This window comes from Hominilimicola fabiformis (genome assembly GCF_020687385.1).
Classification (GTDB): domain Bacteria; phylum Bacillota; class Clostridia; order UBA1381; family UBA1381; genus Hominilimicola; species Hominilimicola fabiformis.
Window position 1 is genome coordinate 100,707 of record NZ_JAJEQM010000002.1, and the last position, 26,037, is coordinate 126,743.

General features: G+C 38.7%; 27 protein-coding genes, 1 tRNA gene and 1 other RNA gene. 18 read left to right on the forward strand and 11 right to left on the reverse strand.

Features of this window, described 5'->3' with window-relative positions:
• Positions 1-16: 16 nt before the first annotated feature.
• Positions 17-4,318, reverse strand: coding sequence for an acyl-CoA dehydratase activase-related protein (locus LKE05_RS01880; protein WP_373367865.1), 4,302 nt, complete (start codon positions 4,316-4,318; stop codon positions 17-19).
• A 204-nt stretch (positions 4,319-4,522) separates the two neighbouring features.
• On the opposite strand from LKE05_RS01880, the gene LKE05_RS01885 reads away from it, so the two are divergent.
• Positions 4,523-5,659: a trypsin-like peptidase domain-containing protein gene (locus LKE05_RS01885; protein ID WP_147514635.1), complete on the forward strand. Its 1,137-nt coding sequence runs from the start codon at positions 4,523-4,525 to the stop codon at positions 5,657-5,659.
• Between the two features lie 13 nt (positions 5,660-5,672).
• On the forward strand, positions 5,673-7,805 hold the full coding sequence (locus LKE05_RS01890; RefSeq protein ID WP_308455757.1) for a copper amine oxidase N-terminal domain-containing protein: 2,133 nt from the start codon (positions 5,673-5,675) through the stop codon (positions 7,803-7,805).
• A 41-nt stretch (positions 7,806-7,846) separates the two neighbouring features.
• Here the strand turns inward: LKE05_RS01890 and recR are convergent, their stop codons facing one another.
• From recR to ffs, 4 genes are all read right to left on the reverse strand, one after another.
• The gene (gene recR / locus LKE05_RS01895) at positions 7,847-8,443 is read right to left on the reverse strand and encodes a recombination mediator RecR (protein ID WP_022229521.1); all 597 of its coding nucleotides are present in this window, start codon (positions 8,441-8,443) and stop codon (positions 7,847-7,849) included.
• Between the two features lies 1 nt (position 8,444).
• On the reverse strand, positions 8,445-8,798 hold the full coding sequence (locus tag LKE05_RS01900) for a YbaB/EbfC family nucleoid-associated protein (RefSeq protein WP_022229520.1): 354 nt from the start codon (positions 8,796-8,798) through the stop codon (positions 8,445-8,447).
• Positions 8,799-8,828: 30 nt separating this feature from the next.
• Positions 8,829-10,679: a DNA polymerase III subunit gamma/tau gene (gene dnaX / locus LKE05_RS01905; protein ID WP_308455758.1), complete on the reverse strand. Its 1,851-nt coding sequence runs from the start codon at positions 10,677-10,679 to the stop codon at positions 8,829-8,831.
• 66 nt (positions 10,680-10,745) lie between these two features.
• Positions 10,746-10,843, reverse strand: an RNA gene (gene ffs, locus LKE05_RS01910) — signal recognition particle sRNA small type.
• Positions 10,844-11,010: 167 nt separating this feature from the next.
• On the opposite strand from ffs, the gene LKE05_RS01915 reads away from it, so the two are divergent.
• From LKE05_RS01915 to LKE05_RS01955, 9 genes are all read left to right on the forward strand, one after another.
• Complete coding sequence (locus LKE05_RS01915) at positions 11,011-11,334, forward strand: DUF6514 family protein (RefSeq protein WP_022229518.1); 324 nt, start codon at positions 11,011-11,013, stop codon at positions 11,332-11,334.
• A gap of 42 nt (positions 11,335-11,376) precedes the next feature.
• Entirely contained in the window at positions 11,377-11,988 is a 612-nt protein-coding gene (locus tag LKE05_RS01920) for a ribonuclease M5 (RefSeq protein WP_022229517.1), read from the forward strand.
• A 78-nt stretch (positions 11,989-12,066) separates the two neighbouring features.
• Positions 12,067-12,399 carry a YlxM family DNA-binding protein gene (ylxM, locus tag LKE05_RS01925; protein ID WP_022229516.1) on the forward strand — a complete coding sequence of 111 codons (333 nt, stop codon included), beginning with the start codon at positions 12,067-12,069 and terminating at the stop codon, positions 12,397-12,399.
• 33 nt (positions 12,400-12,432) lie between these two features.
• The gene (gene ffh / locus LKE05_RS01930; protein ID WP_022229515.1) at positions 12,433-13,776 is read left to right on the forward strand and encodes a signal recognition particle protein; all 1,344 of its coding nucleotides are present in this window, start codon (positions 12,433-12,435) and stop codon (positions 13,774-13,776) included.
• A gap of 59 nt (positions 13,777-13,835) precedes the next feature.
• Complete coding sequence (gene rpsP / locus LKE05_RS01935) at positions 13,836-14,078, forward strand: 30S ribosomal protein S16 (RefSeq protein ID WP_022229514.1); 243 nt, start codon at positions 13,836-13,838, stop codon at positions 14,076-14,078.
• 17 nt (positions 14,079-14,095) lie between these two features.
• A complete protein-coding gene (locus LKE05_RS01940; protein WP_022229513.1) occupies positions 14,096-14,329 on the forward strand; it encodes a KH domain-containing protein in 234 nt (77 codons plus the stop codon).
• A 70-nt stretch (positions 14,330-14,399) separates the two neighbouring features.
• Positions 14,400-14,912: a ribosome maturation factor RimM gene (rimM, locus tag LKE05_RS01945; protein ID WP_022229512.1), complete on the forward strand. Its 513-nt coding sequence runs from the start codon at positions 14,400-14,402 to the stop codon at positions 14,910-14,912.
• 8 nt (positions 14,913-14,920) lie between these two features.
• The gene (gene trmD, locus LKE05_RS01950) at positions 14,921-15,646 is read left to right on the forward strand and encodes a tRNA (guanosine(37)-N1)-methyltransferase TrmD (RefSeq protein WP_147514650.1); all 726 of its coding nucleotides are present in this window, start codon (positions 14,921-14,923) and stop codon (positions 15,644-15,646) included.
• Between the two features lie 56 nt (positions 15,647-15,702).
• A tRNA-Leu gene (locus LKE05_RS01955) sits at positions 15,703-15,787 on the forward strand.
• Positions 15,788-16,081: 294 nt separating this feature from the next.
• Here LKE05_RS01955 and LKE05_RS01960 read toward each other — a convergent pair.
• From LKE05_RS01960 to LKE05_RS01980, 5 genes are all read right to left on the reverse strand, one after another.
• On the reverse strand, positions 16,082-17,011 hold the full coding sequence (locus tag LKE05_RS01960) for a site-specific integrase (RefSeq protein ID WP_308455759.1): 930 nt from the start codon (positions 17,009-17,011) through the stop codon (positions 16,082-16,084).
• Between the two features lie 132 nt (positions 17,012-17,143).
• Positions 17,144-17,374, reverse strand: coding sequence for an NYN domain-containing protein (locus LKE05_RS01965; protein WP_308455760.1), 231 nt, complete (start codon positions 17,372-17,374; stop codon positions 17,144-17,146).
• A 6-nt stretch (positions 17,375-17,380) separates the two neighbouring features.
• A complete protein-coding gene (locus LKE05_RS01970; RefSeq protein ID WP_308455761.1) occupies positions 17,381-17,809 on the reverse strand; it encodes a PIN domain-containing protein in 429 nt (142 codons plus the stop codon).
• A gap of 257 nt (positions 17,810-18,066) precedes the next feature.
• The gene (locus LKE05_RS01975) at positions 18,067-18,252 is read right to left on the reverse strand and encodes a hypothetical protein (protein WP_308455762.1); all 186 of its coding nucleotides are present in this window, start codon (positions 18,250-18,252) and stop codon (positions 18,067-18,069) included.
• Positions 18,210-18,851: a LexA family protein gene (locus LKE05_RS01980; RefSeq protein ID WP_308455763.1), complete on the reverse strand. Its 642-nt coding sequence runs from the start codon at positions 18,849-18,851 to the stop codon at positions 18,210-18,212. The genes LKE05_RS01975 and LKE05_RS01980 overlap by 43 nt, the downstream gene beginning before the upstream one ends.
• Positions 18,852-19,018: 167 nt before the next feature.
• Here LKE05_RS01980 and LKE05_RS01985 point away from each other — a divergent pair, with 167 nt between their 5' ends.
• The 5 genes from LKE05_RS01985 to LKE05_RS02005 all read left to right on the forward strand — a co-directional run bounded on the left by LKE05_RS01985 (position 19,019) and on the right by LKE05_RS02005 (position 22,409).
• Positions 19,019-20,344, forward strand: a complete 1,326-nt coding sequence (locus LKE05_RS01985; RefSeq protein ID WP_308455764.1) for a minor capsid protein — start codon at positions 19,019-19,021, stop codon at positions 20,342-20,344.
• 6 nt (positions 20,345-20,350) lie between these two features.
• Positions 20,351-20,659 carry a hypothetical protein gene (locus tag LKE05_RS01990; RefSeq protein WP_308455765.1) on the forward strand — a complete coding sequence of 103 codons (309 nt, stop codon included), beginning with the start codon at positions 20,351-20,353 and terminating at the stop codon, positions 20,657-20,659.
• Between the two features lie 174 nt (positions 20,660-20,833).
• On the forward strand, positions 20,834-20,968 hold the full coding sequence (locus tag LKE05_RS01995; protein WP_308455766.1) for a hypothetical protein: 135 nt from the start codon (positions 20,834-20,836) through the stop codon (positions 20,966-20,968).
• Positions 20,969-21,116: 148 nt separating this feature from the next.
• Entirely contained in the window at positions 21,117-22,097 is a 981-nt protein-coding gene (locus LKE05_RS02000; RefSeq protein ID WP_308455767.1) for a minor capsid protein, read from the forward strand.
• A 6-nt stretch (positions 22,098-22,103) separates the two neighbouring features.
• Entirely contained in the window at positions 22,104-22,409 is a 306-nt protein-coding gene (locus LKE05_RS02005; RefSeq protein ID WP_147514045.1) for a hypothetical protein, read from the forward strand.
• A gap of 753 nt (positions 22,410-23,162) precedes the next feature.
• Here the strand turns inward: LKE05_RS02005 and zupT are convergent.
• A complete protein-coding gene (zupT, locus tag LKE05_RS02010; RefSeq protein ID WP_489711273.1) occupies positions 23,163-23,912 on the reverse strand; it encodes a zinc transporter ZupT in 750 nt (249 codons plus the stop codon).
• Positions 23,913-24,093: 181 nt separating this feature from the next.
• Between zupT and LKE05_RS02015 the strand changes: the two genes are divergently transcribed.
• The gene (locus LKE05_RS02015; RefSeq protein WP_022230018.1) at positions 24,094-24,864 is read left to right on the forward strand and encodes a TrmH family RNA methyltransferase; all 771 of its coding nucleotides are present in this window, start codon (positions 24,094-24,096) and stop codon (positions 24,862-24,864) included.
• A 52-nt stretch (positions 24,865-24,916) separates the two neighbouring features.
• Positions 24,917-26,029, forward strand: a complete 1,113-nt coding sequence (gene dprA, locus LKE05_RS02020; RefSeq protein ID WP_308455769.1) for a DNA-processing protein DprA — start codon at positions 24,917-24,919, stop codon at positions 26,027-26,029.
• Positions 26,030-26,037: the final 8 nt, after the last annotated feature.

The following is a 26,037-nucleotide window of genomic DNA, read 5'->3' on the forward strand; positions in this document are numbered from 1 at the left end:
TCGGTGCTTTTTTTTGTTACTTTTCTATTTTAACAGTTTCTCTTACTTCTGTTTTCTTTGGCATAACGGAGTCATACATTTCGTCTTTTTTCATATTTTCAAAAGCGACTGCAAGCATAAGTTTAATACGGTTAAGCTGATTAACTTCACTTGCACCCGGGTCGTAGTCAACCGCAACGATATTGGCTTGCGGGTACTGTCTGCGAAGTTCCTTAATCATACCCTTACCTGTAACGTGGTTAGGCAAGCAAGCGAACGGCTGAACACAAGCAATATTCGGAACACCCGAATTTATAAGCTCAATCATTTCGCCTGTCAGGAACCAACCCTCACCTGTGCAGTGACCAAGCTGTAAAACGTGCTTTGCACCCTCGGCAATATCCGCGATATGTTTCGGTGAACGCGTACGGAACTTAGGATTTTCATTCATAACCTTTGCCATATGCTTTCTGAAACTTTCAATACCCCAAATTGCAAGATTGCAAAGTGCGGCGGTTGAACGTTTAGAACCAAGATTATCACGCTTGAAGTTGTTGTTATACAAACAATAAAGCATAAAGTCCGCAAGTCCCGGCATAACTGCCTCACCGCCCTCCGACTCAATAACATCAATAATATTGTTATTCGCGTCAGGGTGGAACTTAACAAGAATTTCACCGACTACACCGACTTTTGGCTTTTTGACTGTTTCGTCAATTTCGATTGCGTCAAAGTCTGCGATTATTTCATCAATAACCTTTTTAAGTTTAAGCTGTTTACGGTTATTATTAATAATATCGCTGTACAAACGCTTTTGCCACTTTTCGTGTACCGCATTTGTTTCGCCCTCGTTTACCTCGTAAGGACGGATACGAAGTGTAACGGCAAGCAATAAGTCGCCCCAAGTACAAGCCTTTAAAAGACCGTCAACAAGCTTCGGAGTAATCTTAAATCCGGGATTGCCCTCAAGTCCCGACACGTTAAGCGAAATTACGGGAACATTCGGATAGCCTGCCTCTTTAAGCGCCTTACGAAGAAAGGCGATATAGTTAGTCGCACGACAGCCGCCGCCTGTTTGTGTAATCATAACGGAAGTGTTGTTCGGGTCACATTTGCCGCTTGTAAACGCATTGACAAGCTGACCTGTTACCATAATTGACGGATAACAAGCGTCGTTATTAACGCTCTTTAAACCAGCTTCAACGTCCTCTGCCGTTGCGTGTTCAAGCACAAGTGCATTGTAACCGTTTGCACGCATAACCGCCTCGAAAAGTCCGAAGTGGGTAGGACTCATTTGAGGGAAGATTATAGTATGCTTTTTGCGTTCTTCCTCTGTAAACTTAACTCTGTTAATTGTGTAATCATCAATTTTATGCGGAATAAAGTCGTTATCGTCACGTTCCTTGACTGCCGCTTTAAGCGAACGAACTCTTATTCTTGCAGTACCGAGATTTGAAACCTCATCTATTTTCAATGTCGTATAAATCTTTTCGTGTGACTGCAAAATTTCCTGTACTTGGTCGGTCGTAACTGCGTCAAGACCGCAGCCGAACGAATTAAGCTGAATTAGCTCAAGACGCGGATTTTTGATAACCTGTGCCGCTGATTCGTAAAGTCTTGTATGGTATGCCCATTGGTCAACAACTCTGATATCACGTTCAAGATGACCGAGATGTGCAACGCTGTCCTCTGTAAGAACGGCAAAGCCGAGTGATGTAATCATATCCGGAATACCGTGATTGATTTCAGGGTCGATATGATACGGTCTGCCGGCAAGTACGATAGCACGTTCATCGTGTTCGTCAAGCCACTTCAAAACTTCTTCACCCTTATTTCTGATGTCTTGCTTGTAATGCTGAAGTTCGGCAAAAGCCTTTTCAGAAGCGTTGTCAATTTCTGTTTTTGTAAAGCCGTAATCGTGCAACGCTTTCATCATTTGACGTTTAAACGACGGCTTGTCGGCAAGATTGATGAACGGATACAAGAAGTTAATATCGCTTTGACGCACAACGTCCATATTGTTGTAGATAACCTCCGGATAAGATGTTACCATAGGACAGTTGAAGTGATTGCCTGCGTCCGAATATTCTATCTGCTCATACGGAATACAAGGGTAAAAAATCGTTTTTATGCCCTTGTCGATAAGGTCTTGAATGTGACCGTGTACAAGTTTTGCAGGGTAGCAAGCACTTTCACTCGGTATCGAGTCGATACCTTTTTCGTAAAGGTCGTGCGTACTTCTGCCGGAAATTCTTACGGAGAAACCAAGCTCAGTAAAGAATGTAAACCATAGCGGATAATTTTCGTATATATTAAGCACACGCGGTATACCGATAACACCGTTCGGTGCATTCTCTGCCTTTAACGGCTTGTATGCAAATGCACGTTTGTATTTATAATCATAAAGATTAGGCATTTGCTTTTTGGCTTTTTCAAGTCCGGCACCGCGTTCACAACGGTTACCGGATACAAACTGACTTCCGTCAGAAAATTTTGTTATTGTAAGCTGACAGTGGTTGTTACACTTTTGACAACGTGTAAGTGAAGTATCGAATGTGAACGAATCAAGTTCATCAACACGAAGAATATCACATTCACCGCCGTTCCAACGTTCTTTTGCGATAAGTGCCGAACCGAACGCACCCATAATACCTGCAATATCCGGACGGACAACATTTTTACCTGTCAAAAGTTCAAAACAACGAAGTATAGCATTGTTGTTGAAAGTACCGCCTTGAACAACGATATTAGTACCCATTTGTTCGGGGTCACGAAGTTTTATAACCTTGTAAAGAGCGTTTCTGACAACGGAATAGGAAAGACCTGCACTGATGTCACCGACAGTCGCACCCTCTTTTTGGGCTTGTTTAACACGCGAATTCATAAACACCGTACAACGCGTACCAAGGTCAACGGGATTGTCTGCCACAAGTGCCTCTTGTGAGAATGATATTGTATCAAGTCCCAAACTTTCCGCAAATGTCTGAATGAATGAACCACAGCCCGATGAACAGGCCTCGTTAAGCATAATGCTGTCGATTACGCCGTTTCTGATTTTCATACATTTCATATCCTGACCGCCGATGTCGATGATAAAATCAACACCCGGTGAAAAATAATTTGCGGCTTTGTAGTGGGCGATAGTTTCAATTTCGCCTTCTTCAATTCTGAAAGCAGTCTTTAACAAAAGTTCGCCGTAACCTGTTGTACAGGCATTTGCGATATAAGCCGATTTCGGCAATTTTGAATACAATTCACGAAGTATTTTTATACCGCAGGTAATAGGACTGCCTTCGTTTTTGCTGTAATAATCATAAAGAATATCGCCGTCCTCGTTAATAAGTGCGGCTTTGATAGTCGTTGAACCGATGTCAAGACCAAGGAATACAGGACCGTTTGCGGTTGAAATATCCTTACGTCTTGCAACGTCTTTGCCGTGTCTGTCGAAAAATTCCTTGCGTTCTTCCTCTGTTTCAAACAGCTTGCGCATACGCGTGATTTCGGCGTCAACCGATTTTGCGTTTGCAAGCTGTGAAATAAGTGTGTCTATGTCGGAAGTCTTGTCTTCGTACATAAGTGCCGCACCGATTGCCACGAACAGCTGTGCGTTTTCAGGAGTTTTGAAAGACTTCGCATTGTCCTTTAAAGTTTCCTCAAACTGACGTCTTAGCTGAGGTAAGAAGTGCAAAGGTCCTCCAAGAAATACGATATTGCCCTTTATAGGTCTGCCTTGTGCAAGACCGCTGATTGTCTGAGTTACAACGGCTTGAAGAATTGACGCGGCAATATCTTCACGTGCCGCACCCTCGTTTAAAAGCGGCTGAACGTCCGATTTTGCGAAAACACCGCAACGGGCGGCGATAGGGTAAATAATAGTGTGCTTTTCTGCAAGTGCATTAAGGCCGTCTGCATCTGTTTTTAAAAGTATAGACATTTGGTCAATAAAAGAACCTGTACCGCCGGCACAAGTGCCGTTCATTCTTTGCTCAAGTCCGCCCGAAAGATAAAGGATTTTTGCGTCCTCACCGCCAAGTTCAATAACAACATCTGTTTCAGGCATAAATGTTTTTATAGCTGTTTTGTTTGCTATAACCTCCTGTACGAAAGGCAAATCAAGCATTTTTGAAAGTAAAAGACCGCCCGAACCTGTTATAACAACAGTGAACTGTTCGTTTTTGACAACCTCCTTGACTTCTGCAAAAAGGCCTTTAACGGTGCTTTTTATATCTGAAAAATGACGTCTGTATTCTGCAAATAAAGTATTATTGTTTTCATCAAGCACAACAACTTTAACTGTTGTTGAGCCTACATCAATACCCATATGTAGTCTACTCATCAATGTAACCCCCTCACATATTGTAGAGTATAAAATTATTCTATTCTATTATACATTCTAATAAGAAATTAGTCAAGTAAAGTTTGATTATGTTCATAACGATTTTACATAAAATCGTATAATTAAAATTTGTTGAAAATATTGACAAATAAATTGGAAAATGATATTATATTTGTACAAAATAAATAAAATCGGAGGGGATGACAAATGAAAAGAAAAATAGTTTTTGCGTGCATGATTTCTGCATTGCTTTTGTCGCAAACTGCAATGGCGGCACCGAATGTTGAAGTGAACGGAACGCAGATAGATACTGACGCGGTAATAATCGACGACAAAACGTATGTACCGCTTAGAGGTGTTTTTGAGGCCGCCGGAGCAGAGGTTTCATGGAACGAGGAAACGCAGACAGCAGGCATTAATATATCAAATTCGCTTAGTGATGATGAATTAATTCCTTCGGTGATTGAATCGGTAAGTCCGTCAGTGGTCGGAATTATCGGGCGCGGTAAGACGGAAAGCTATTACGGCTCGCAAGAGGGTATTATGAGCGGTTCGGGTGTTATAATAAAGACCGGCGGTGAAATTCTTACCAATGCACACGTTGTAAAAAATATGAACACGATTTTAGTTGTGATGAATGACGGAAAAGGCTATGAGGCGCAACTGAAATATATAGATGAAGATACAGACCTTGCGATTGTTAAAATAAAAAAGATTGGTTTGCCAGTTGTGAAATTCGCAAACAGTGAAGATATTGTTGTTGGTAAACAGGTTATAGCAATAGGAACACCGATAACGTTTTCATTGCGTAATTCCGCAACGGTAGGGCATATAAGCGGACTAAACAGAAGTGTCGGCGAGCCGTACAGACTTGTTCAGACAGATACGGCTATCACTCACGGAAATTCGGGCGGTGCACTTATTAATATGAACGGTGAGCTTGTTGGTATTACATCAAGCGGATATTCGGGTACAAATACTAATTTTGCAGTTCCTGTTGATACAGTTAAGTATGTACTTAATCAGTTTGAATTGTACGGAAAAGTCAGACATATATCATTTGGTGCAGAGTTCCAAGAGGACTGGCTTGCAGAGCTGGGAGTTCCGTCAGAGGCAGGACTTACAATAAAAGGGCTTGAAAAATCATCACCTCTTGCAAAGGCGTCGTTTAAGACCGGTGACGTGTTGGTTTCGGTCGATGATGTTGCGATAAACAGTATAGTTGAACTTAACGAATTGATGAAGAATTATCTTCCGGGCGATACTGTCAAAGTAGGTGTGAAAACCAACGGTGAAATCAAGTATGCGGATATAGTTCTTGACGAAAAAGCTAAAACGGAATAGGGGTGAGAATGATATGAAAAAGTTTATTTCTTTGATGATATGTGTGGCGATGATATTGTCGTCAGTCGGCGCTATGGCGGATAGTGACAGCCTTATAGTGAATACTGTTAAGGTGAACGTAAGTAGTGGCAGTGTTACGCTAAACGATGAGGGAATGTCTGTTTCAGCCGCACCGTATGTCAATCAAAACGGTGATACAATGGTTGATATGTATGCGCTGGTAAATGCACTCGGCGGCGAAATAACCGAAAAAGACGGAGTTTATTCGGTGACTTATGATGATGTTGAAATTAAGTACACATTAAATTCAACGGAAGTTGACGTTGCAGGACAGACGTTGACTATAAGTTCAGCTGTTACAATCAGTGATAACGGAACTGTAATGGCACCGTTGAGATTTGTTTCGGAGTCGCTTGGTGCAGACGTAACATACAACAGCGAAAGCGGAGAAATTGTAATTGTTTCGGCAGGCGGTCTGGATTCGGGAGTGAATTACAAGCTGTTGTTTAAGTATACCGAGAAAGAAAAAATAGGTAATTCAAAGGAACATTGGCGCTTTACAAAGACAGATAATTTTGATATGTCCGAGAGCAGTTACGGCAGTAGTTACAGATTTTCAATGAATGATATATCATTCACATTAAGAAGTCAGAAAAACGACGGAACCAGTTCTTTAGAACAATATTATCTTTCAATGCAAAAATCATATTTATCAAGTTACAACCGAAATGTAATGTATGATAAAGGAAAGGGCGAGCATAACGGCGTTGAGTATGTGTATACAAAGTACAGAAGACTTGATACTGTGACAGAGGCATATGCTTATAAAACAGACGAGTATTTTTGTTTTATAACAATACAGCGAAGTTTTGAAAACTTTGAAACTGCCAAAGAAAATACTGATGTTACTGCGTTTTTGAATTCGCTTGAATTTGATTATAAAGGCGGCGACGAAGAAAATACAGTTGATGTAGCCGAAATAGGTCTTGAAAAACAGCTTGCGGGAGAGGAAAAATCGGAATATGTAGACGGAAATTACAGATGGAGTATCAAATTAAATGAGGATTGGTCTGTAAACGAATACTACGGTTTTTACAATAAAGTGACAGTCATAAAACCGACAAGCATTGAAACGGACGATAATTTTAATTACGGCTATGGTTACGATTATGACGATATGTATTATTACAGTTCGTATTCAAGTGTAAGAGATCCTCTGATTATGATTTCTACATATTCTAATCCGAATAGGCAGTCTGCCGCAGATTGGGCAAAAAAGAACCGTGATGATTACGAAAAGACCGTTAATTCTGAAAAATATAAAATATCCGAAATAAAAGAAACTCAAATCGGACAGATTAAAGCATATTATTTTGAGGAGAATTATTCGGAGGACGAAAATGAGTATGTCGAAAAAACGTATTATATGAATTACGGTGATTTTAGATATAAAATTAATCTCGGATATGATAAGAGAGAAGAAGAGGCGGAGGGATTTAAGGAAAGTGCTGACGCAGTTATAAAGTCGTTTGTGCCTGGAGAAATAAATATAAATGAATTGGGCGACGCACTTGAAAGCGATAGTGATATTGACGCGTTGAACGTACTAAATGAATTTAAAGGCGATATTTTCAGTATCAATTATCCTTGTTTGTGGAATATAAGCGAAACAGATACGGGATTACTGTTGGCAAAGGATCGTTCTAAGAATGGAATGGATACAACGGGATTACTGTCGGTGATTTTCCCTAACTTTTCTCTTATGTTAAGTGCGGCTGACGGCAGTTCATTGCGTGCAGAAAAGACGTCGTTGTCATATTACGACGATAAATTAAATAAAAGCACATATACTTTGGAAGAATATATGTATAAAAATATTGCAGGAATGCTTAACAGTTCAAGTTCATATTTGAATATTTCAATGCCGAATGAAATTGAAGAAGTAACATTGATGGGCAAAAAGGGATATAAAGCTGATCTTGTTTTAACGATTAATGGTGTTAATAATGTGTATTATACAATGTATTTTATCCCATATGACAGTGAAAATCTGATTACGGTAATAAAAGCGTGCAATGAAAGTGAAAAGAATACAGTTTACGAAAATGCTTTGGATAAGGCATTGAATAGTTTGAAACTTTCGTAATATACAAAAAATCCGATGAATTTAATTCATCGGATTTTTATTTACATAGTTTGTCTGCCCTCAAGAGCCTTTATAAGAGTAATCTTATCGGCATATTCGAGGTCGCTTCCTATCGGAATACCGTGTGCGATACGGGTAACTTTTACGTCAAACGGAGCAAGAAGTTTAGAGATATAGACTGCTGTTGCTGTGCCGTTTACGGTTGGGTTGGTAGCCATAATGACTTCCTTAACCGTACTGTCGCTGAGACGGAGTAAAAGCTCGTTAATCTTTATGTCATCGGGGGTTATACCGTCCATAGGGGACAATGACCCGTGAAGTACATGGTAAAGACCGTTAAATTCGTTTGTCGCCTCGATTGCCGAAACATCTTCGGGACTTTCGACAACACATATAACGGAATTATCGCGTTTCGGTGATGAACATATTTTACACGGTGATGTATCGGTCAGATTTTGACATACAGGGCAAAGCGTAATTTTTTCTTTCGCCTCTGTGATTATGTTAGACATTGAAACTGCGTCCTCTTTTGACATATGTTCAAGAATGTGAAAAGCAATTCTTTCTGCACTTTTTCTGCCGATGCCGGGAAGTTGTTCAAATTTTTCGATTAAATTTTCAATGACTGTTGCGTGCATATTAGAATAAGCCCGGAATATTAATTCCGCCTGTAACGGCACTCATACCTTCAGCCATCATATCGTCAGCCTTTTTGACTGCATCGTTGACTGCGACCATAACAAGGTCCTCAAGTGTTTCAATATCTTCAGGATCAACAGCGTCAGGACTGATTTTAAGTGAAAGAATTTCTTTCTTGCCGTTAGCGGTAGCTGTAACTGCACCGCCGCCAGCTGTACCTTCAACAACCTTATCTTCAAGTTCTTCCTGAACCTTTTCCATTTCAGCCTGCATTTTTTGAGCTTGCTTGATAACGTTACTCATATTCTTATTAGCGTTCATTCCTGAACCTGCAAAACCTTTGTATTTTCCCATTGTAATTTACCTCTTTCTTAGTTTTTAAAATTAATTATTATCATCCTCAGGGGATAATTCTTTGCCTTCCAAAAATTCTTCGGGAGCATTGTCATCATCTTCGCTATTGTTATCGTCAAGAGATGACTGTGAGAAGTTATCCTTAGAGGAATCATATTCCGTAAATTCGCTTTCGTCTACATTTTCGACGATTTCACCGAAATTCGCTACAAGATTGTCAAGGGGATCGTCGGATACTTGTATCGGTTCATTTACTTCGCCGTTGCCGCCGGGCAAGTTCCAAAAATCAATGAGTTCTTCTTGTATGTCGTTTTCGTATGCAACCTTTACCGCAAAGTCTGTACCGGACGCACGTTTAAAAATAACCTGCATTTTATCCTTGTACGCTGCCGCAATATTGTAAGCACCTTTCTCTTTGGGGTTGAACAAAAGTATAATACCGTCTGAATCAATGGTTATATTTCTGTTCATCAAAGCGGCTTTTAAGTAACCTGCCGAGTTGCACATCGTTCGCGATATGTTGTCCCAATTCTTTGCAACCTTGACAATAGGATTGTCGGAGGTGAGTTCTTCTTTCGGAATTGGGTTATATAATCTGACCGAAGTTTTCTTCTTCTCGGTTACTTCTTTTTTTTTAACCGTTTCGGTCGGCTGCACCGTTACACCGTTTTTTACCTTTTCCTCAAGATTTGAAATTCTTTCGGATAGGGAAGAAGTATCGGTAACGGCACCGTTTTTAACTTTGTTTTCCAATGACGCAAGCCTGTCCATAACCGCTGACGGTGAATCGTCATATTCGGGTCTGGCAAGTTTGATAAGTGCCAACTCATATACTATACGAGGCGACTTCATCCATTTAGTATCGGCTTGTGCGTCGGACAGTACCGATGTTGCGTGAGAAATCTTCTCAAAAGACATTTTGTCTGATAACGCTTTTAATTTTACCATATCTTCTGCATTGTAGTCAAGCATTGCGGAAGAATCTTCTGTAATTTTACAAATAAGCATATCGCGAAAATTCTTTATAAGTGAGTCGATAAACACTCTTAAATCTTTACCGTCTGACATAATATTGTCAATTACGGAAATTATTTTATTTACATCGCCTTTTTCAATGGCGTCTGTAATCTGAAATATTGATTCGGCAGTTGAAATGCCGAGAGTTGCCGTTATATTTTCGGCGGTAATCGAATTACCGCATGCGGAAACGACTCTTTCAAGTATGCTCAGTCCGTCACGCATTGAACCGTCCGCAAGACGTCCCAAAAGCTCATATGCGTCCTCCGATATGTTAAGCTTGTCGCCGTGTGCGATTTCTTTCATACGAAGTATAATATCCGACGGCTTTATGCGTTTAAAATCAAATCTTTGGCATCTTGACAAAATCGTTTGAGGTACTTTGTGAGCCTCAGTCGTTGCAAGAATAAATATAACGTGCTCAGGAGGTTCTTCAAGTGTTTTCAAAAGGGCATTAAACGCACCGGTTGAAAGCATATGCACCTCGTCTATGATGTAAACCGTGTATTTTGCGTTTGTGGAAACATAACGCACATCGTCACGGATTTCGCGGATATTGTCGACACCGTTGTTTGACGCCGCGTCAATTTCTTTAACATCCAAAATACTGCCGTCCAAAATGCCTTTGCATACTTCACATTCATTGCAAGGACTTCCGTCATGCGGATTAAGGCAGTTTACTGCACGCGACAAAACCTTTGCACAAGTTGTTTTACCCGTTCCGCGCGTTCCGCAGAATAGGTAAGCATGACCGATTTTGTCGTTTAAAATCTGATTTTTTAAAGTTTGTGTAATATGGCCTTGACCGACAATGTCCTCAAACACCATAGGACGCCATTTTCTGTAAATAGCTTGATGTGCCATATAATCTCCAATACCTTTCTTTATACGAAAAAACGCCATATAGGCGTTGTAATAATCAAAATAGGCTCCGACCGAGTTTACCGTAACACATTGAAAGCACCGCTTATTGCTGCTTGGTTCCCCATCTGACAAGGTTCACGGGTTTCAATCGCACGGGCTCGGCCGTCATCGCCAATCAAATCTTCAGTTAGCTATAATATTATAATACATTTTTTAAAAAACTGCAATACCTATTTTAAATTTTTTTTAGAATATTCAAAAATTTTTATGCATATAATGGTTAGGTGGCTCGGTTAGGAGGCATAAATATCAAAAAGACGGAGGAATTAATATGGATAATGAGATTTTGTACAAAAGTTTAAAAAAGGAAAGTGAGGTTTACATTTGTTTGGATTATTATATTATACCCGAGAGCATATCGGCAGATTATTGTGATTTAAAGTGCTACGGAATTAAGATAGAAAAGACAACCGTGTATGCAGGCGGAGGTAAAATAGTGGAAAGCAAGCAGATAAATAATATTTTTTACCGATACAAAGACGCAACGGAATTTTCTGATACCATTATAAAGAAACGTATCGAACCGCAGGGACTTCGTGACATTGTGGAAAATTATATAATAGAAAGTATTGACAGAGCAAGACAAAGTGCATAAAATAAATATCGAAATATAATTTACAAAGGGATATTATTTATTATGTACAAAATAAAAGAAACGATTGTTGTCGAGGGGATATACGACAAAATAAAGCTGTCACGTTTTATAGATGCGGTGATAATAGTGACAAACGGATTTTGCGTATTTTCCGATGACAGAATATTGGAAAGCATAAAAAAGATGGCGGACGAAACGGGAATTGTTATTTTGACCGATTCCGACAGTGCCGGCTTTAAAATAAGAAACTATATAAAACAGTCTTTGCCGAAAGAAAAGGTAAAACACGCTTATGTACCCGATGTTTACGGCAAGGAAAAACGCAAGAGAGAACCGGGAAAAGAGGGACTTTTGGGTGTTGAGGGGATTAAGGACGATATAATCCTTGATTCCCTCAAAAAAGCGGGTTGCACGATTGACGGAAGTGCGACGGCGGTAAAAGAGGGACGCGAAATCACAAAAGCCGATTTGTATAAAGCAGGTCTTTCGGGGGGAGAAGGCAGCGGTGAAAAGCGTAACGCACTTGCACATTCTCTCGGAATACCTATGAAAATTTCCGCGAATATGCTCCTTGATTTGCTCAACAGACTGCTTAATTATGATGAGTTTTGTGAAATTGTACAAAACATTGACGATTTGAAAGAAGAAATTTGATAAAAAATATATTGACAAACTGTCCGAAATCGTGTAAAATATCACCTGTAAATAAAAATAACTTTACAGGTGATGCAAATGGCAAAGGACTTGAATGTTACCATTTTGCTTGACGTATACGGTCAGTTGCTTACGGAAAAGCAACGTAATGCCATAGATATGTATTATAACGAGGACTTGTCGCTGTCGGAGATTGCCGATGTAATCGACATAAGCAGACAGGGCGTCAGAGAGTCGATTAAGCAAGGCGAAAAGCATTTGACGAATTATGAAGAAAAACTCGGAATAGTCGAACGATTTCATAATATAAGTTCAAAGCTTGAAAAATTAAATGCGTTGCTTGAAAATACCGATTTTGACGGTAAAGACGAGTTTTACGGATTGATTGACGAAATATCAAAAGAAATATAGATAGAGATTATTTGCGGAAAGGAGTCACAGCTTATGGCATTTGAAAGCCTTGGTGATAAGCTGCAGGGAGTTTTCAAAAAACTTCGCGGTAAAGGAAAGCTTAACGAAAAAGATATAAAAGACGCAATGCGTGAGATTAAGCTGGCTCTTTTGGAGGCAGATGTAAACTTCAAGGTTGTTAAGGAATTTGTGAACATAGTTTCCGAAAAGGCACTTGGTCAGGAGATTATGGAGTCGCTTACTCCGGCACAACAGCTTGTTAAAATAGTTAATGAAGAACTTACCCAAATGATAGGCGGTGAAGTTTCAAGACTTGAATTTTCGCAAAAACCGCCGACAGTCATTATGATGTGCGGTCTGCAAGGTGCAGGTAAGACAACTGCAACAGGTAAGCTTGCATTAAACCTTACAAAGAAAATGAATAAGCGTCCGCTTATGGTTGCTTGTGACGTGTACCGTCCGGCGGCTATAAAACAGCTTGAAGTTTTGGGTAAACAAATTCAAGTACCGGTATTTTCAATGGGTGCAGACGTAAATCCCGTTACTATCGCAAAAGAGGCGGTAGCACACGCAATAAAGCATGGAAACGACCCTGTTATCCTTGATACGGCAGGTCGACTTCATATAGATGAGCAGCTTATGGACGAGCTTGCGAACATAAAAGCGGAAGTAAATCCGACGGAAATACTTCTTGTTGTAGACGCAATGACAGGTCAGGACGCAGTAAACGTCGCAAAATCATTTAACGATCAGCTTGATATAACAGGTGTTATACTTTCAAAGCTTGACGGTGATACAAGAGGCGGTGCGGCACTTTCCGTAAAACAAGTTACGGGTAAGCCGATAAAATATGCGTCGGTCGGTGAAAAATTGAGCGACCTTGAACAGTTCCATCCGGACAGAATGGCGTCAAGAATTTTGGGTATGGGTGATGTGCTTACTCTTATCGATAAGGCACAGGAAACCATAGACGAAAAGAAAGCACAGGAGCTTGAAGAAAAAATCCGTAAACAACAGTTTGACCTTGATGATTTCCTTGAACAGTTCAAGCAAATCAGAAAAATGGGTTCATTCTCACAAATACTCGGTATGTTGCCGGGAATAGATAAGAAAATGCTTGAAAGCGTTGACACTGAAGAAAATGAAAAGAAAATGCTTCATATTGAGGCGATAATTCAGTCAATGACACAGGAAGAACGCAGAAAGCCGAGTATAATCGGCGCAAGCAGAAAAGTCCGTATATCGAAAGGTAGCGGAACAAGAGTACAGGACGTAAATCAGCTTTTGAAACAGTTTGAACAAATGCAAAAGATGATGAAACAGCTGTCAGGCGGACGTCAGGCAAAAATGCTTAAACGTCTCAGAAAACGTAAATAAGGTATGATAAATACTTTATGATATATTTATGCTTATAATTTATGGGAGGTGAAAGAACAATGGCAGTAAAAATCAGATTGAGAAGAATGGGTGCAAAGAAGGCTCCTTTTTATAGAGTAGTAGTTGCAGATTCAAGATACCCAAGAAACGGTAGATTTATTGAAGAAGTTGGCACATACAATCCTCTAACAGACCCTGCAACAGTTAATATTGATGCAGAGGCAGTTAAGAAGTGGATCTCAAACGGTGCTCAGCCAACTGATACTGTTAAGGCTCTTCTAAAGAAGTCTAACATTATCTAATTATGGAGGATAGGCTAATGAAAGAAGTATTGGAGATAATAGCCAAATCACTTGTTGACTATCCCGAACAGGTTGATGTTAAGGAAATTAACAACGAGGACCAGACAGTAACTTTGGAACTTAGAGTTGCTGAAAGCGATATGGGTAAGGTGATTGGTAAACAGGGTAGAATTGCTAAGGCAATCAGAACTGTTGTCAAAGCTGCCGCAAGTCGTGAAAATAAAAAAGTTGCGGTTGAAATCTTACAATAGGATAGTAGGGGCTTGCATTTGTGAGCCCTTTTTGTATTTTAATTTCCGATGTTGAAGAAAGGATTTAGTTATGGACTTGCTTGAGGTAGGAAAAATAGTTAATACACACGGTTTAAGAGGTGAAGTTAAGGTTGTTCCTTGGACCGATTATCCCGAAGTGTTTGAAGATATAGATTTTGTTTATGTAAAGAAAAAGTCTGAATATGAAAGACTTGACGTAAAGGGTATAAAGTATCAGAAGAATAATCTTATCGTGAGATTTTCTCAGATTACTGATATAAATATGGCTGAAAAGTATAAAAATCAAGTGATTTATGCCGAACGCGAGATTTTGGGCGAACTTCCTGATGGCGTGTATTATATTGCCGACCTTATCGGTCTTGATATTGTAACGGAGGACGGCGAAAAAATCGGTACTGTAAGCGATGTTTTCAACACAGGCAGTAACGATATTTACGAAGTAAAGCGTGAGGGAAAGAAAAATCTTTTGTTGCCTGTTATAGATGACGTTGTTCTTAATATCGACGTTGAGGGCGGTAAAATAACCGTCAGAATGATGGACGGCTTGGAGGACTTGGCGTGAAAAATCATATGAGATTTGATGTGCTTACATTGTTTCCGCAAATGTTTGAGGCGGTTTTGGGTGACAGTATAATCGGTCGTGCGAGAGAAAATAATATTCTTGAAATGAATTTTATTGATATTCGTGATTTTTCAACCAATAAACATAGAAAGGTTGACGATTATCCGTATAGCGGCGGCGGTGGTATGCTTATGAACGCACAGCCTGTGTATGACGCGTATATGTCTGTTGCGGAGGGACTTGATTATAAACCGTTTACGATATATATGTCGCCGCAGGGAAAGGTGTTTAATCAAGGTATCGCGATTGACCTTGCAAATTATGAGCATATCGTTTTGCTTTGCGGTCATTATGAGGGTATTGACCAAAGAGTTATAGATGAAATTGTGGATATGGAACTGTCCGTCGGTGATTTTGTTATGACAGGCGGCGAAATTCCGGCGATGACTGTTATTGATACTGTTTCAAGACTTGTTCCGGGAGTTTTGGCTGCTGAAACTTCGTATGAAAATGAGTCGCATTTTAACGGACTTTTGGAGTATCCGCAGTATACCCGTCCGGCAGTTTGGCACGATAAACCGATTCCCGATGTACTTATTTCCGGTCATCACGCGAAAATCGAACAGTGGAAAAGGGAACAGTCACTCATTAATACACTCAAAAAGCGTCCCGATATGCTTGAAAAAGCCGAACTTACCAAGGAAGATATAAAATTTTTGAAAGAATATAAGTAGATTTTGGATTTGACTATTGAATTTTGAATGTACATTTGATATAATAGTTAAGTCGGGCGGATATGGCGGAATTGGCAGACGCGCATGATTCAGGTTCATGTGGGGCAACCCATGCAGGTTCAAGTCCTGTTATCCGCACCAAAAAGCAAACAAACCGCATAGCTATGCGGTTTGTTTTTATATATACACGTTTTTACACGAATTTTTTGAATTCACACGATTTTGTTTAAAATTTCAACGGCTTTTTCTTCTTGGTGAGGGTACAGGTGCGAATATATGTTCCATGTGATTTCTATATTGGTATGTCCCAAACGTCTGGCGATTTCTTGAATGTTAATACCGTTATCGCTAACAATGAAGTGTGGCTGTGTCTAAAATCGTGAATGCGTATTTTTTTGACATTTGCAATATCGGCAAACTTTTCATTTCGCTTTTCTATGGTTGTATCACGTAAACACTTAATACCGCCACATATCCGCAAGTTATCAGAATAACCGTCAATAGCCTTATAACGCTTTTGGTGTTCATCCATATATTAATAAGTGGCAATGGCATTTGCAAATCACGCACAGAAGATTTATTCTTGGGTGATGTTTCTCTGTCGTCACCCTTTAACTTTTGGGCAATACTGCGTCGTACATGAATTATTTTATCATCTATATCCGACCACTTCAACGCATTTATTTCACCTTTACGCATACCTGTATAGAATGCGATATTAAAAAATACATAGAAATTCCATTCATATATACTTCCTGTTGATTGTTCGGATAGTTCTGCTTGCTTTTTGGCGGCTTGTATGTACTTTTTAAATTCTTCGGGGGTGTAAAAATCCATTTCCCTTTTATTTTCGTATGGGTTTCTAAAGTTTCCGACAACAGTAGGAGGATTTCTCGGTATGTATTCCATTTTTACCGCATAGTTCATCAAGGCACGAAATTCGCCGAAGATATTTTGTTTCATACTTGATAAAAGTTTTTCTTTTGGCTTTTTGGCATTTGTACAGGTTTCAATATATTGTTTCCACTTTTGCAACTCTGATGATGTAATCTTGTTTAATTTGTAATCTTTAAATTTAGGCAATACATATAGCTCTAATCGTCCTATGATAGTACGCATAGAATTTTCTCTGACTTCAAACTTTTTTACGGCAATGTATTCATCATATAGTTGTTGCAATGTTATTTTCTTTATTGTTTCGTCACTGAGGTTGTATGCTAATTGCCGTTCAAACTCCTTTGCCGTTTCTTTGCCGTAGGCAACACGGTCAATTTGTTTTGATTTGCCGGAACTGTCAGTGAAATTAATTCTTACACGATACTTCTGCAAACCGTTTTTTTTACCGTCCATTTTATAAATAGGCATAAAAATAACACTCCTTTTCATTTTTATATTGAAAACAGAGTGCATTTATGATACAATATTATTGATTTGAGTATTGTGTATAAACGCACTTTATTTTTTTCCTCTGTCTGCTCCAACAGGCAGGGGGATTTTTTATTGCTCTTTTGGTATGAAATATTTTATTTTACTTCTAATGCCGTCAATATGTTCATTAAGGTCGTCATTTATAGTTTGCCCCATTGGTTCAAGAATGAAGTCGACACCTTCTCTTCGGGTGAGCTTTGCCGAAGGGACAAAATCACTATCTCCGGCAATCAGTATAATTTGATCTACTTGCTTTTTTAGTGTAATATAGGCAATGTCAGTGCCTAATTTCATATCCATAGTCTTTTATTTAATATCAAGTCTAAAATTGTCCTCGGTAATATCAGAAAAACTTATTTTGTTTGCACATAGAGCTTTCATTTTCTCGGGTTTGATAATATAACCTGTATCATTACTTGAGAGTCTACCCATACGCAAGGCAAATTTACGCGTTGATTTTAATTCATTAAGAAAGGTATTCATCCATGTATATAAATCACTTTTCTTTAAATTTATATTCCTTTGTAGAAAAGGGTGATATATATTTTTATCGCAAGGTGGATAATCATAGTAGAATATTCTATATAAATAAGTTCCAGTTTTATCTTGAAGAAGATGTTTTTTACAATATTCTTCAAGTTCTGTTGCTCGTTCGGCCGCAGTTTTTTGACCAAATAAACGATTTGCTCTTTTTCTATAATATCCTTCGTCAACCAGTATTGCAACTCTTATCATTTCATCGTCTCCTTTAAGTATAAAAAAAGCTCTCAGGTTTCGTCTTTTTCCGTATGGTGGAATGACTACTCCCAGAGAGCACATAAGCAATGTGTAACTAATTAAACTCTTATACTATATGCTTTTTTTAGTTTTGTAAATCCCTAAAAGCGATTTTTTGAAGATTTTGATGCTTTTTTATTTCAACTCACATGATTTTTGGACAGTATGACCACAATGTAAAAATGTATGAACAGTTTTTTCTATATAATTCCAACTCATGTGCTCCGTAAGGAGCGGTCGTGTGCAATTACCGCCATTAACGGCTCACTGTCGTGATTGATAAACTCTGTTTTGGTTTCATCACTGCCGTAATATTTAATGATGTCTATAATATCAATCTCCTTAAATTCAATCTTATCTACAGTTTTCTTTTTATTGACCGAACCAATCCAAAAACCCAAATACGCAAAACATTTTCATTTTCAAAACGTCTGACAGGGTACATCAGATTTATCGAATGTAATTCAATAAAATTAGGACCGTATACGATTTTCTTAATAACGCCTTCTTCATCATCAATCAATACCACGGCATAACTGCCACTGTCTACCGACGACTGACATCTGACAAGTACAAGGTCACCTTCTTCAAACTTCGGATACATACTGTCGCCCTTAACTGTTAAATATCTGTACTCTTGTCCGTCTTTTACGTCATCGTAGTCTGTCGGTTCATACCAGATAATTTCATTATCGGCAAGACAAACCGTTCCGGCTGCAACAGAACCAATAACAGGAACATTTACAAACTTTATATCATCTAACGGATATGTGTTTGATGGGGCAGGTGATTCAGCTTGCATTGGAACGTCATATCCCATAAGCCATGCTTCACTTACATTTAACGCTTTACCTAATATATATAGTTTATGTTGTCCAGGTTCTGATTTACCCGCCACATATTGACTTATATCGTTTCTGCCTAATCTCGTATTATTTTCTTTGCAATAAGGCTCTGCCAATCTTACTATATCAATCTGTTTTAAATTACGTTCTTTCATTAGGGCAACAGAATTTACGGCTTGGGCGAATGGGGCGAAACAGGCGGATTGATATTCTCAAATTATCGCATTGAGGAATTTGAATCAAGAATGTAAACAATGACATTGAGAAAACGTTTAAAGCCTATATTTCAACCGATATACCCGAAAAAGAGGCACGTCGGCTGATGAGTATAGCCGACAGCGACAAACAGTACGAAGAACTACTTGAACTGTACGACGAAACAGACGACAAGACAGTCAAAAAGGAAATTCTAAACCGCATAAATGCACAGGCATACGGTGCGAGAATTAGCCGATTAGAGGGATTGAAACGTAATGTGTACATCTATTTCAGACACGTTGCGAATGAGGCTATAAAGGAACAAAAGAAACTGTATGACAGTGCGGTAAAGACGGCTTATTATACAAACATATTTGATACTGCACAAGGTTTAAACTGCGGTATTGATTTTTCACTTGTACCGCAAAAGGCGGTTAATAAAGTGTTAAGTGAGCCGTGGCACGGTCACAACTACAGCGAGAGAGTGTGGATACATAACGACAGATTTATACAGGCAGTCGGACAAACGATTGAGGACGGTATAATCAGCGGTCACAGTGTAAGCCGTATGACTGATAAGCTGATTGATTACGTCAAAGATACTGCACCGGGTGGAATACGAACATCAGCCGAAACTCTTGTGAGGAGTGAAACGGCGCATTTTATGAATCAAGGGCAGAGAATGGCATATGAGGAAATAGGCATAAAGCAGTATCGTTTTGTTGCGGCACTGTCTGAATTAACGTGTGACACCTGCGGTAATCTTGACGGTAGCGTGTTTGATACCGACAAAGCCGTTGAGGGCGAAAACTTCCCACCGATACACCCGCGTTGTCGGTGCGTTACGATTATGGCAGACGTGAATTTGACAAGTCGTATTGCACGCGATCCGCTTACGGGCGAAAATTACAAAGTTGACGGAAGTATGACGTTTGACGAATGGAAAAACAGTCTGTCGGACGAACAGAAAAATGCGTTAAAATATGTTGCAAATAGTGAAAAACGTGGTATAATAAAGGTAGATAAAGATGTTGCACAGGCTTCGCAAAAATACTTAAACAAAAACGATATGTTGTATATAAATTCAAAAAATATAAAGCAACTAAAGGGATACGAGGACATTGTATGTCACGGAGATAGATACAGTTTAGTGTTTAAAGATATGAATGGCGACGAAAGCAATGTTTCAGCAAAAGAGTTTGTTGATATATTAAAGCAAAACCCCGATTATAAGGGCGGTAATATTCGACTTATAGCTTGTGAAGTGGGTGCAGGCGAGGGAATTGTACCACAATATATCGCAAATGAATTAGGGGTTAAAGTATTAGCACCTACGGAAGTGGTTAATGTATTTCCGAATGGTGATATGTGTGTTGCGAATGACATACAAGACGCATTGCAAAAGAACGAAACTGGTGAATGGAAAATGTTTGTACCAAAAAGGAAGTGATAGATTATGCAACTTATAGGTTTTAAAGAGTTAAGCGGGTGTAATAGTTGTTCAGAAAGTTTACATAACAATATATCTGATGTTGAATGTGCAAACAAGAAAACAATATTAGACTATTTAAAAAAGGGAACATCTATCTTTGTGCGTACAGATATTTTGCACGATATATTTACGGGTGATACCATATCGTATGAAAATTGCGTTTTAGGTGATAACAAGTACATATGGAGCAATGAATTAATATATTATGTTGAAAAATATAATGCAGAGTTGCCTGATGAATTTATAAAACATATATTAAAAGCACGTTGTTAGACGTGCTTTTTTGATACATTGAAAGGCGGTGATAGTGTGAGAATAGGCACAACATACACATAGAAGAAAGGAATGGTGATCCGATTATCTCCCGTGCAGGGTTAAGCATTGTCCTAAACAAGACATAAAAAGGTTTTATTTTTATACAATTTTTCAGAAAGAAATGATTTAATTATGGCAGAGCCAAACACAGACACAACACCACCGACAGACCCAAAAACTTCAACACCGCTGACAGACGATGAGGGCAAGGCGATTGATGACGCAGTAGCGGCGGGCAAAAGCGAAGAATGTATATATTTACTTTAGGCACGTTGCAAACGAGGCTATAAAGGAACAAAAGAAACTGTATGACAGTGCGGTAAAGACGGCGTATTATACGAATATTTTTGATACCGCACAAGGTTTAAACTGCGGTATTGATTTTTCACTAATTCCGCAAAGAGCGGTTAATAAAGTGTTAAGTGAGCCGTGGCACGGTCACAACTACAGCGAGAGAGTGTGGATACATAACAACAGATTTATACAGGCAGTCGGACAGACGATTGAGGACGGTATAATCAGCGGTCACAGTGTAAGCCGTATGACCGACAAGCTGATTGATTACGTCAAAGATACTGCACCGGGGGGAATACGAACATCAGCCGAAACTCTTGTGAGGAGCGAAACGGCGCATTTTATGAACCAAGGTCAAAAGATGGCGTATGAGGAAATAGGTATAAAACAGTATCGTTTTGTTGCGGCACTGTCTGAATTGACGTGTGACAGGTGCGGAAGTCTTGACGGTAGCGTGTTTGATACCGACAAAGCCGTTGAGGACGAAAACTTCCCACCGATACACCCACGTTGTCGGTGCGTTACGATTATGGCAGACGTGAATTTGACGAGTCGTATTGCACGCGATCCGCTCACTGGTGAAAATTATAAGGTTGACGGCAATATGACGTTTGATGAATGGAAAAACAGTTTGTCGGACGAACAGAAAAATGCGTTAAAATATGTTGCAAATGCTGAAAAACGTGGTATAATAAAAGCGGAGCCTTTATCAATTAGATTTGTTAATTCATCGGATAGCTTGTACAATAATTCAAAAATGATAAAACCTATTAAAGGATTTGAAGACGTGGTTATACACGGAGATAAAACAGGCTTTGCATATTTTGATAAAAGTGGCAAAGAATTATACTATACAGTACGCGAATTTGCTGAAATACTAAAAAGTAGTGGATTATATCAAGGTGGAAATATAAGATTAATATATTGTGAAACTGGAGCCGATGGAGCTACTACAGCAATGAGTTTAGCAGAACAATTAAATGTAAAAGTAATAGCTCCCTCGAATGTTGTATGGGTAATGCCAGATGGTACAATGACAATAGGAGATACACCCAATTCAAATAATGGAGAGTGGAGAGTTTTTGAGCCTAAAAGGAAGTGATATGAAATGAAACAGGTATGTAGTTCAAAAGATTTATACATAAATTCAAATTATATAAAACACCATATAGGTAATAATCATTTTACAGGACAGCAACAAATTGTAGAATATTTAAAGCAAGGAAAATGTATAGCAAGTGCGGCTGGACGTGCAAAAGACATATTTACAGGAAAAACTATAAACGAAGAATTGACATTTATGACGGATGGTAAATATGAATGGCGTTCTGATATTGCGTATTATGTGGAAAAATATAATTTGAGATTGTCAAAAGACTTTGAAGATTATGTGTTAAAAAAACGAAAAAATTAAGCACGTTTGCGGACGTGCTTTTTTGATATTCAAATTTATTGAAAGGCGGTGATAGTGTGAGAGTAGGCACAATAATAAAAAAATCAACAAAAATTTGAAAAATATTGACAATATGTTGTAATATAAATACAAGGTAAGGAAATGAACCTAAGTATTAAAGAAGGGAGTACAAGACCAATGCTTGATATAATCGAAAAAAGGTCAGCCTAACAACATCCGTTATCTCACTAATAACGGCAATATATTGTTTAAACTAACCAAAAAGTAACCGTAGTAGAGGGTAAAACCGCTCTGTACAGTGTTATTATATATCAAGCAGGATTATGCAAACAGATTTATGCAAATATTAACGTTAATTATCAGTATTATTGCTATTATTATTAGTATCGCTGCATTGGTAAATGTGTGTAAAAAATAATGCACGAAAAACAAGAAAGTATGAGGAAGTGTCTGTCAAAACACTAATTTCACTTTGACAATTTAGTCCAAGCACGCGAATATAATAAAAGAAACGGAGTACAAAAATCTGTACTCCGTTTAGTCTGTATCACTAAGGGACAAAGCTGTTTTAATCAAGCGATATATCTTTCCATTTCAACATCTGTGCAGTTTTGCGTAAATTGCGTAGCCTTAGTCCAATATTATAGCTCATAGCATTCACCAATTTGTATTTTATAGTATAGAATTTTTCTTTTCAAACTGTTATAGTATATATTTTTTTAAAATAACTATTGTTTATATATTGTGTAAAATTTATAGAAATAAAAGTAAGCTGAGCGCTATTATTGCCATACCGAGTATGACGCCTATAATAGTGACTTTGCTTTTTTCATATTCACGTGCCATCGGTAAAAGTTCTTCTATTGAAATAAATACCATAATTCCGGCAATTATTCCGAATAAAATACCGAATACGACATCGTTGAAAAACGGACGTAAAATTAAATAACCGATTATAGCACCTAAAGGTTCCGTAATACCCGAAAAAAACGATACTATAAATGCTCTTTTTCTGCTGCCTGTTGAGTAGTATATCGGTACAGACGTAGCAATTCCTTCCGGAATATTATGGATTGCTATGGCGACAGCTATGGCAAGCCCAAGATGGGGGTCTTTTAGGGCGGAGGTGAAGGTTGCGAGGCCTTCGGGGAAGTTATGTATGCCGATTGCGAGGGCTGTCATAAATCCCATACGTTTTAGGGCAATCGAGCGGGTTTCGTTTTCGGTCAGATTACCTATATCACCCTCTGTTGACGGCACAAAGTAGTCTATAAGTCCGATAAGAAGTATTCCGACAAAGAATGATACTACCGCGATATAATATCCCACAGTGTCATTTGTAGCTGACGCGATATATGTGCGTGACTTCTGAAAAATTTCAATCATTGAAACGTATATCATTACTCCGGCTGAAAATCCGAGCGAGCCGGCGAGAAATTTTGTATTTGTGGTTTTTGCAAACAATGCTATTATACTGCCGATTCCGGTTGCAAGTCCTGCCATAACCGTCAGCGACAGCGCGAACAGTACATTTGTTTCCACTAAAATCATCTCCTTAAAAGTTCTTATGGTATAATACGTTGCACGAATTTTTTTTGTTACTTAAATTAATTGTTGCCAATTTCAAAAAAAGGGTATATAATTAGTTGAAAATACTTATATAGAATAGATAAGGAAATGATTTATGTTAGAGATTACTTCTTCATCAAACAATAAATGCAAATATGTAAAATCGCTGTCGCAGAAAAAATCAAGGCAGAAATACGGTGAGTATACAATAGAAGGAATAAAATCGGTATCGGACGCATTAAATTCCGAAAGGGAGATAACGGCACTATATGTATCGGACAGTTTTTTTGAAAACGAAAAATTCAAATATCCGAAAGATATTTCATTATACAAGGTACAAGACGACGTATTTATGAAAATGTGCGATACAAAAGCACCGCAGGGCATACTTGCGGTTGTGAAAATCGAAGATGAAACCGATTTTACACCAAACACGGAAAAATCGTATATATATTGCGACTGTATAAATGACCCGGGTAATCTCGGAACGATAATCAGAACGGCTGATGCGGCAGGATTTGACGGAGTGTTGTTGTCGGATGGGTGCGTTGATTTATACAGTCCGAAAACGGTGCGTTCAAGTATGGGTTCGTTTTTTAATATGAAAGTTGTGACAGGTGTGTCATATGAAAAACTCAGCGAATACAAAAACAGCGGTTTTCAGCTTATCGGCGGTGCACTTGGTGACAATACAATAGATTACCGCAGTGCGGATATGAAAAAACCTACTATTATAATAGTAGGAAATGAGGCAAACGGAATATCGGAAGATGTTCAGAAAATGTGTCAATGCGTTAAAATTCCGATTTTGGGGAAAGCCGAATCGCTAAATGCGGGAGTTGCGGCGGCAATATTAATGTACGAACTTGTTCGCCAAAGGTCTTGACAATTTTTGAGATTTGTAGTAATGTAACATATGTATTTTAGGTGGTGGATTGATGGAACATATACTTTATTGGTTATGGCTTACAACTAAATACGGTGTTACGCCATCAAAAATTAAAGTGCTTTTAGAGTATTTTAAAACTGTTGAAGAAATATATTTTTCAAAAAACTTCAATAATATATACGGTTTGAGTGACAAAATAAAATCAAGTCTTGCAGACAAGGATTTATCCAAAGCAGAAAAAATACTTGAACAAACCGCAAAATTAAATCAGAAAATATTGGTTTACGACAGTGAAAGCTATCCGCAAATATTAAAGAATATATCAAGTCCGCCGTATGTCTTGTATGTACAGGGCAAGGTGTTGGAGCTTGATAAGGTGCTTACAATAGGCGTTGTGGGTACACGAAATTCGTCGGAATACGGACGTGTTGTGACGGACAGGATATGCCGCGAATTGGCACAATACGGTGTGGTGACTGTCGGCGGACTGGCAAGAGGTATTGATACGGTCGGTGCGTGGGCAACGCTTGATGTCGGCGGAGTGGCAGTCGGTGTTGTCGGCAGCGGACTTGATATAGTGTATCCGTCGGAAAATGTTGAACTTGTCAAAGCAATTACCGAAAAAGGTTGTATAATATCAGAATACGCACCCGGTACACCGCCTGTAAGAAATCATTTTCCTGCAAGGAACAGAATTATAGCCGGACTGTCACGCGGAATACTCGTAACGGAAGCACCGGAAAAGAGCGGCGCGCTTATAACAGCAAAATATGCACTTGAAAATGACAGAGATGTATTTGCGGTACCGAGAAATATTACAGATACAAATTCCTTGGGAACGAACAAAATCATTCAACAGGGTGCAAAACTGATAAACGGCGCAGCGGATATAATAAGCGAATATCCATATGCCGAAAAAGTTATACCTAAAAAGGTAAAAAGTGAGCCGATACAAAAAACTGTTGATGACAGTAAATACAGCAAACTGAATGAATTTGAAAAACAGATAATAGATATATTAAAGAAAAGCGATATGCAGATAGATGAAATTTCAAGAGAACTGAAAAGAAACGTAAGCGAAATAAATACAAAGCTTATAATGCTTGAAGTCAAGGGATTGGTTAAGAAACTTCCCGGAAGTAAATATCAACTGAAATTATAGATACGGAG

Excerpts from the sequence above, each read along its gene's own strand:
- LKE05_RS01920 (WP_022229517.1), top strand. The coding sequence starts at position 11,377 with ATGTACAAAATAAAAGAAACGATTGTTGTCGAGGGGATATACGACAAA.
- ylxM (WP_022229516.1), top strand. The coding sequence starts at position 12,067 with ATGGCAAAGGACTTGAATGTTACCATTTTGCTTGACGTATACGGTCAG.
- LKE05_RS01970 (WP_308455761.1), bottom strand. The coding sequence starts at position 17,809 with ATGATAAGAGTTGCAATACTGGTTGACGAAGGATATTATAGAAAAAGA.
- LKE05_RS01915 (WP_022229518.1), top strand. The coding sequence starts at position 11,011 with ATGGATAATGAGATTTTGTACAAAAGTTTAAAAAAGGAAAGTGAGGTT.
- LKE05_RS01990 (WP_308455765.1), top strand. The coding sequence starts at position 20,351 with ATGCAACTTATAGGTTTTAAAGAGTTAAGCGGGTGTAATAGTTGTTCA.
- LKE05_RS01985 (WP_308455764.1), top strand. The coding sequence starts at position 19,019 with ATGAGTATAGCCGACAGCGACAAACAGTACGAAGAACTACTTGAACTG.
- LKE05_RS02015 (WP_022230018.1), top strand. The coding sequence starts at position 24,094 with ATGTTAGAGATTACTTCTTCATCAAACAATAAATGCAAATATGTAAAA.
- ffh (WP_022229515.1), top strand. The coding sequence starts at position 12,433 with ATGGCATTTGAAAGCCTTGGTGATAAGCTGCAGGGAGTTTTCAAAAAA.
- rimM (WP_022229512.1), top strand. The coding sequence starts at position 14,400 with ATGGACTTGCTTGAGGTAGGAAAAATAGTTAATACACACGGTTTAAGA.
- LKE05_RS02005 (WP_147514045.1), top strand. The coding sequence starts at position 22,104 with ATGAAACAGGTATGTAGTTCAAAAGATTTATACATAAATTCAAATTAT.
- LKE05_RS01995 (WP_308455766.1), top strand. The coding sequence starts at position 20,834 with ATGGCAGAGCCAAACACAGACACAACACCACCGACAGACCCAAAAACT.
- recR (WP_022229521.1), bottom strand. The coding sequence starts at position 8,443 with ATGCACGCAACAGTCATTGAAAATTTAATCGAAAAATTTGAACAACTT.
- zupT (WP_489711273.1), bottom strand. The coding sequence starts at position 23,912 with ATGGCAGGACTTGCAACCGGAATCGGCAGTATAATAGCATTGTTTGCA.
- LKE05_RS01885 (WP_147514635.1), top strand. The coding sequence starts at position 4,523 with ATGAAAAGAAAAATAGTTTTTGCGTGCATGATTTCTGCATTGCTTTTG.
- LKE05_RS01965 (WP_308455760.1), bottom strand. The coding sequence starts at position 17,374 with ATGGATATGAAATTAGGCACTGACATTGCCTATATTACACTAAAAAAG.
- LKE05_RS01960 (WP_308455759.1), bottom strand. The coding sequence starts at position 17,011 with ATGCCTATTTATAAAATGGACGGTAAAAAAAACGGTTTGCAGAAGTAT.
- dprA (WP_308455769.1), top strand. The coding sequence starts at position 24,917 with ATGGAACATATACTTTATTGGTTATGGCTTACAACTAAATACGGTGTT.
- trmD (WP_147514650.1), top strand. The coding sequence starts at position 14,921 with ATGAGATTTGATGTGCTTACATTGTTTCCGCAAATGTTTGAGGCGGTT.
- LKE05_RS01980 (WP_308455763.1), bottom strand. The coding sequence starts at position 18,851 with ATGAAAGAACGTAATTTAAAACAGATTGATATAGTAAGATTGGCAGAG.
- LKE05_RS01890 (WP_308455757.1), top strand. The coding sequence starts at position 5,673 with ATGAAAAAGTTTATTTCTTTGATGATATGTGTGGCGATGATATTGTCG.
- LKE05_RS01940 (WP_022229513.1), top strand. The coding sequence starts at position 14,096 with ATGAAAGAAGTATTGGAGATAATAGCCAAATCACTTGTTGACTATCCC.
- LKE05_RS01900 (WP_022229520.1), bottom strand. The coding sequence starts at position 8,798 with ATGGGAAAATACAAAGGTTTTGCAGGTTCAGGAATGAACGCTAATAAG.
- rpsP (WP_022229514.1), top strand. The coding sequence starts at position 13,836 with ATGGCAGTAAAAATCAGATTGAGAAGAATGGGTGCAAAGAAGGCTCCT.
- dnaX (WP_308455758.1), bottom strand. The coding sequence starts at position 10,679 with ATGGCACATCAAGCTATTTACAGAAAATGGCGTCCTATGGTGTTTGAG.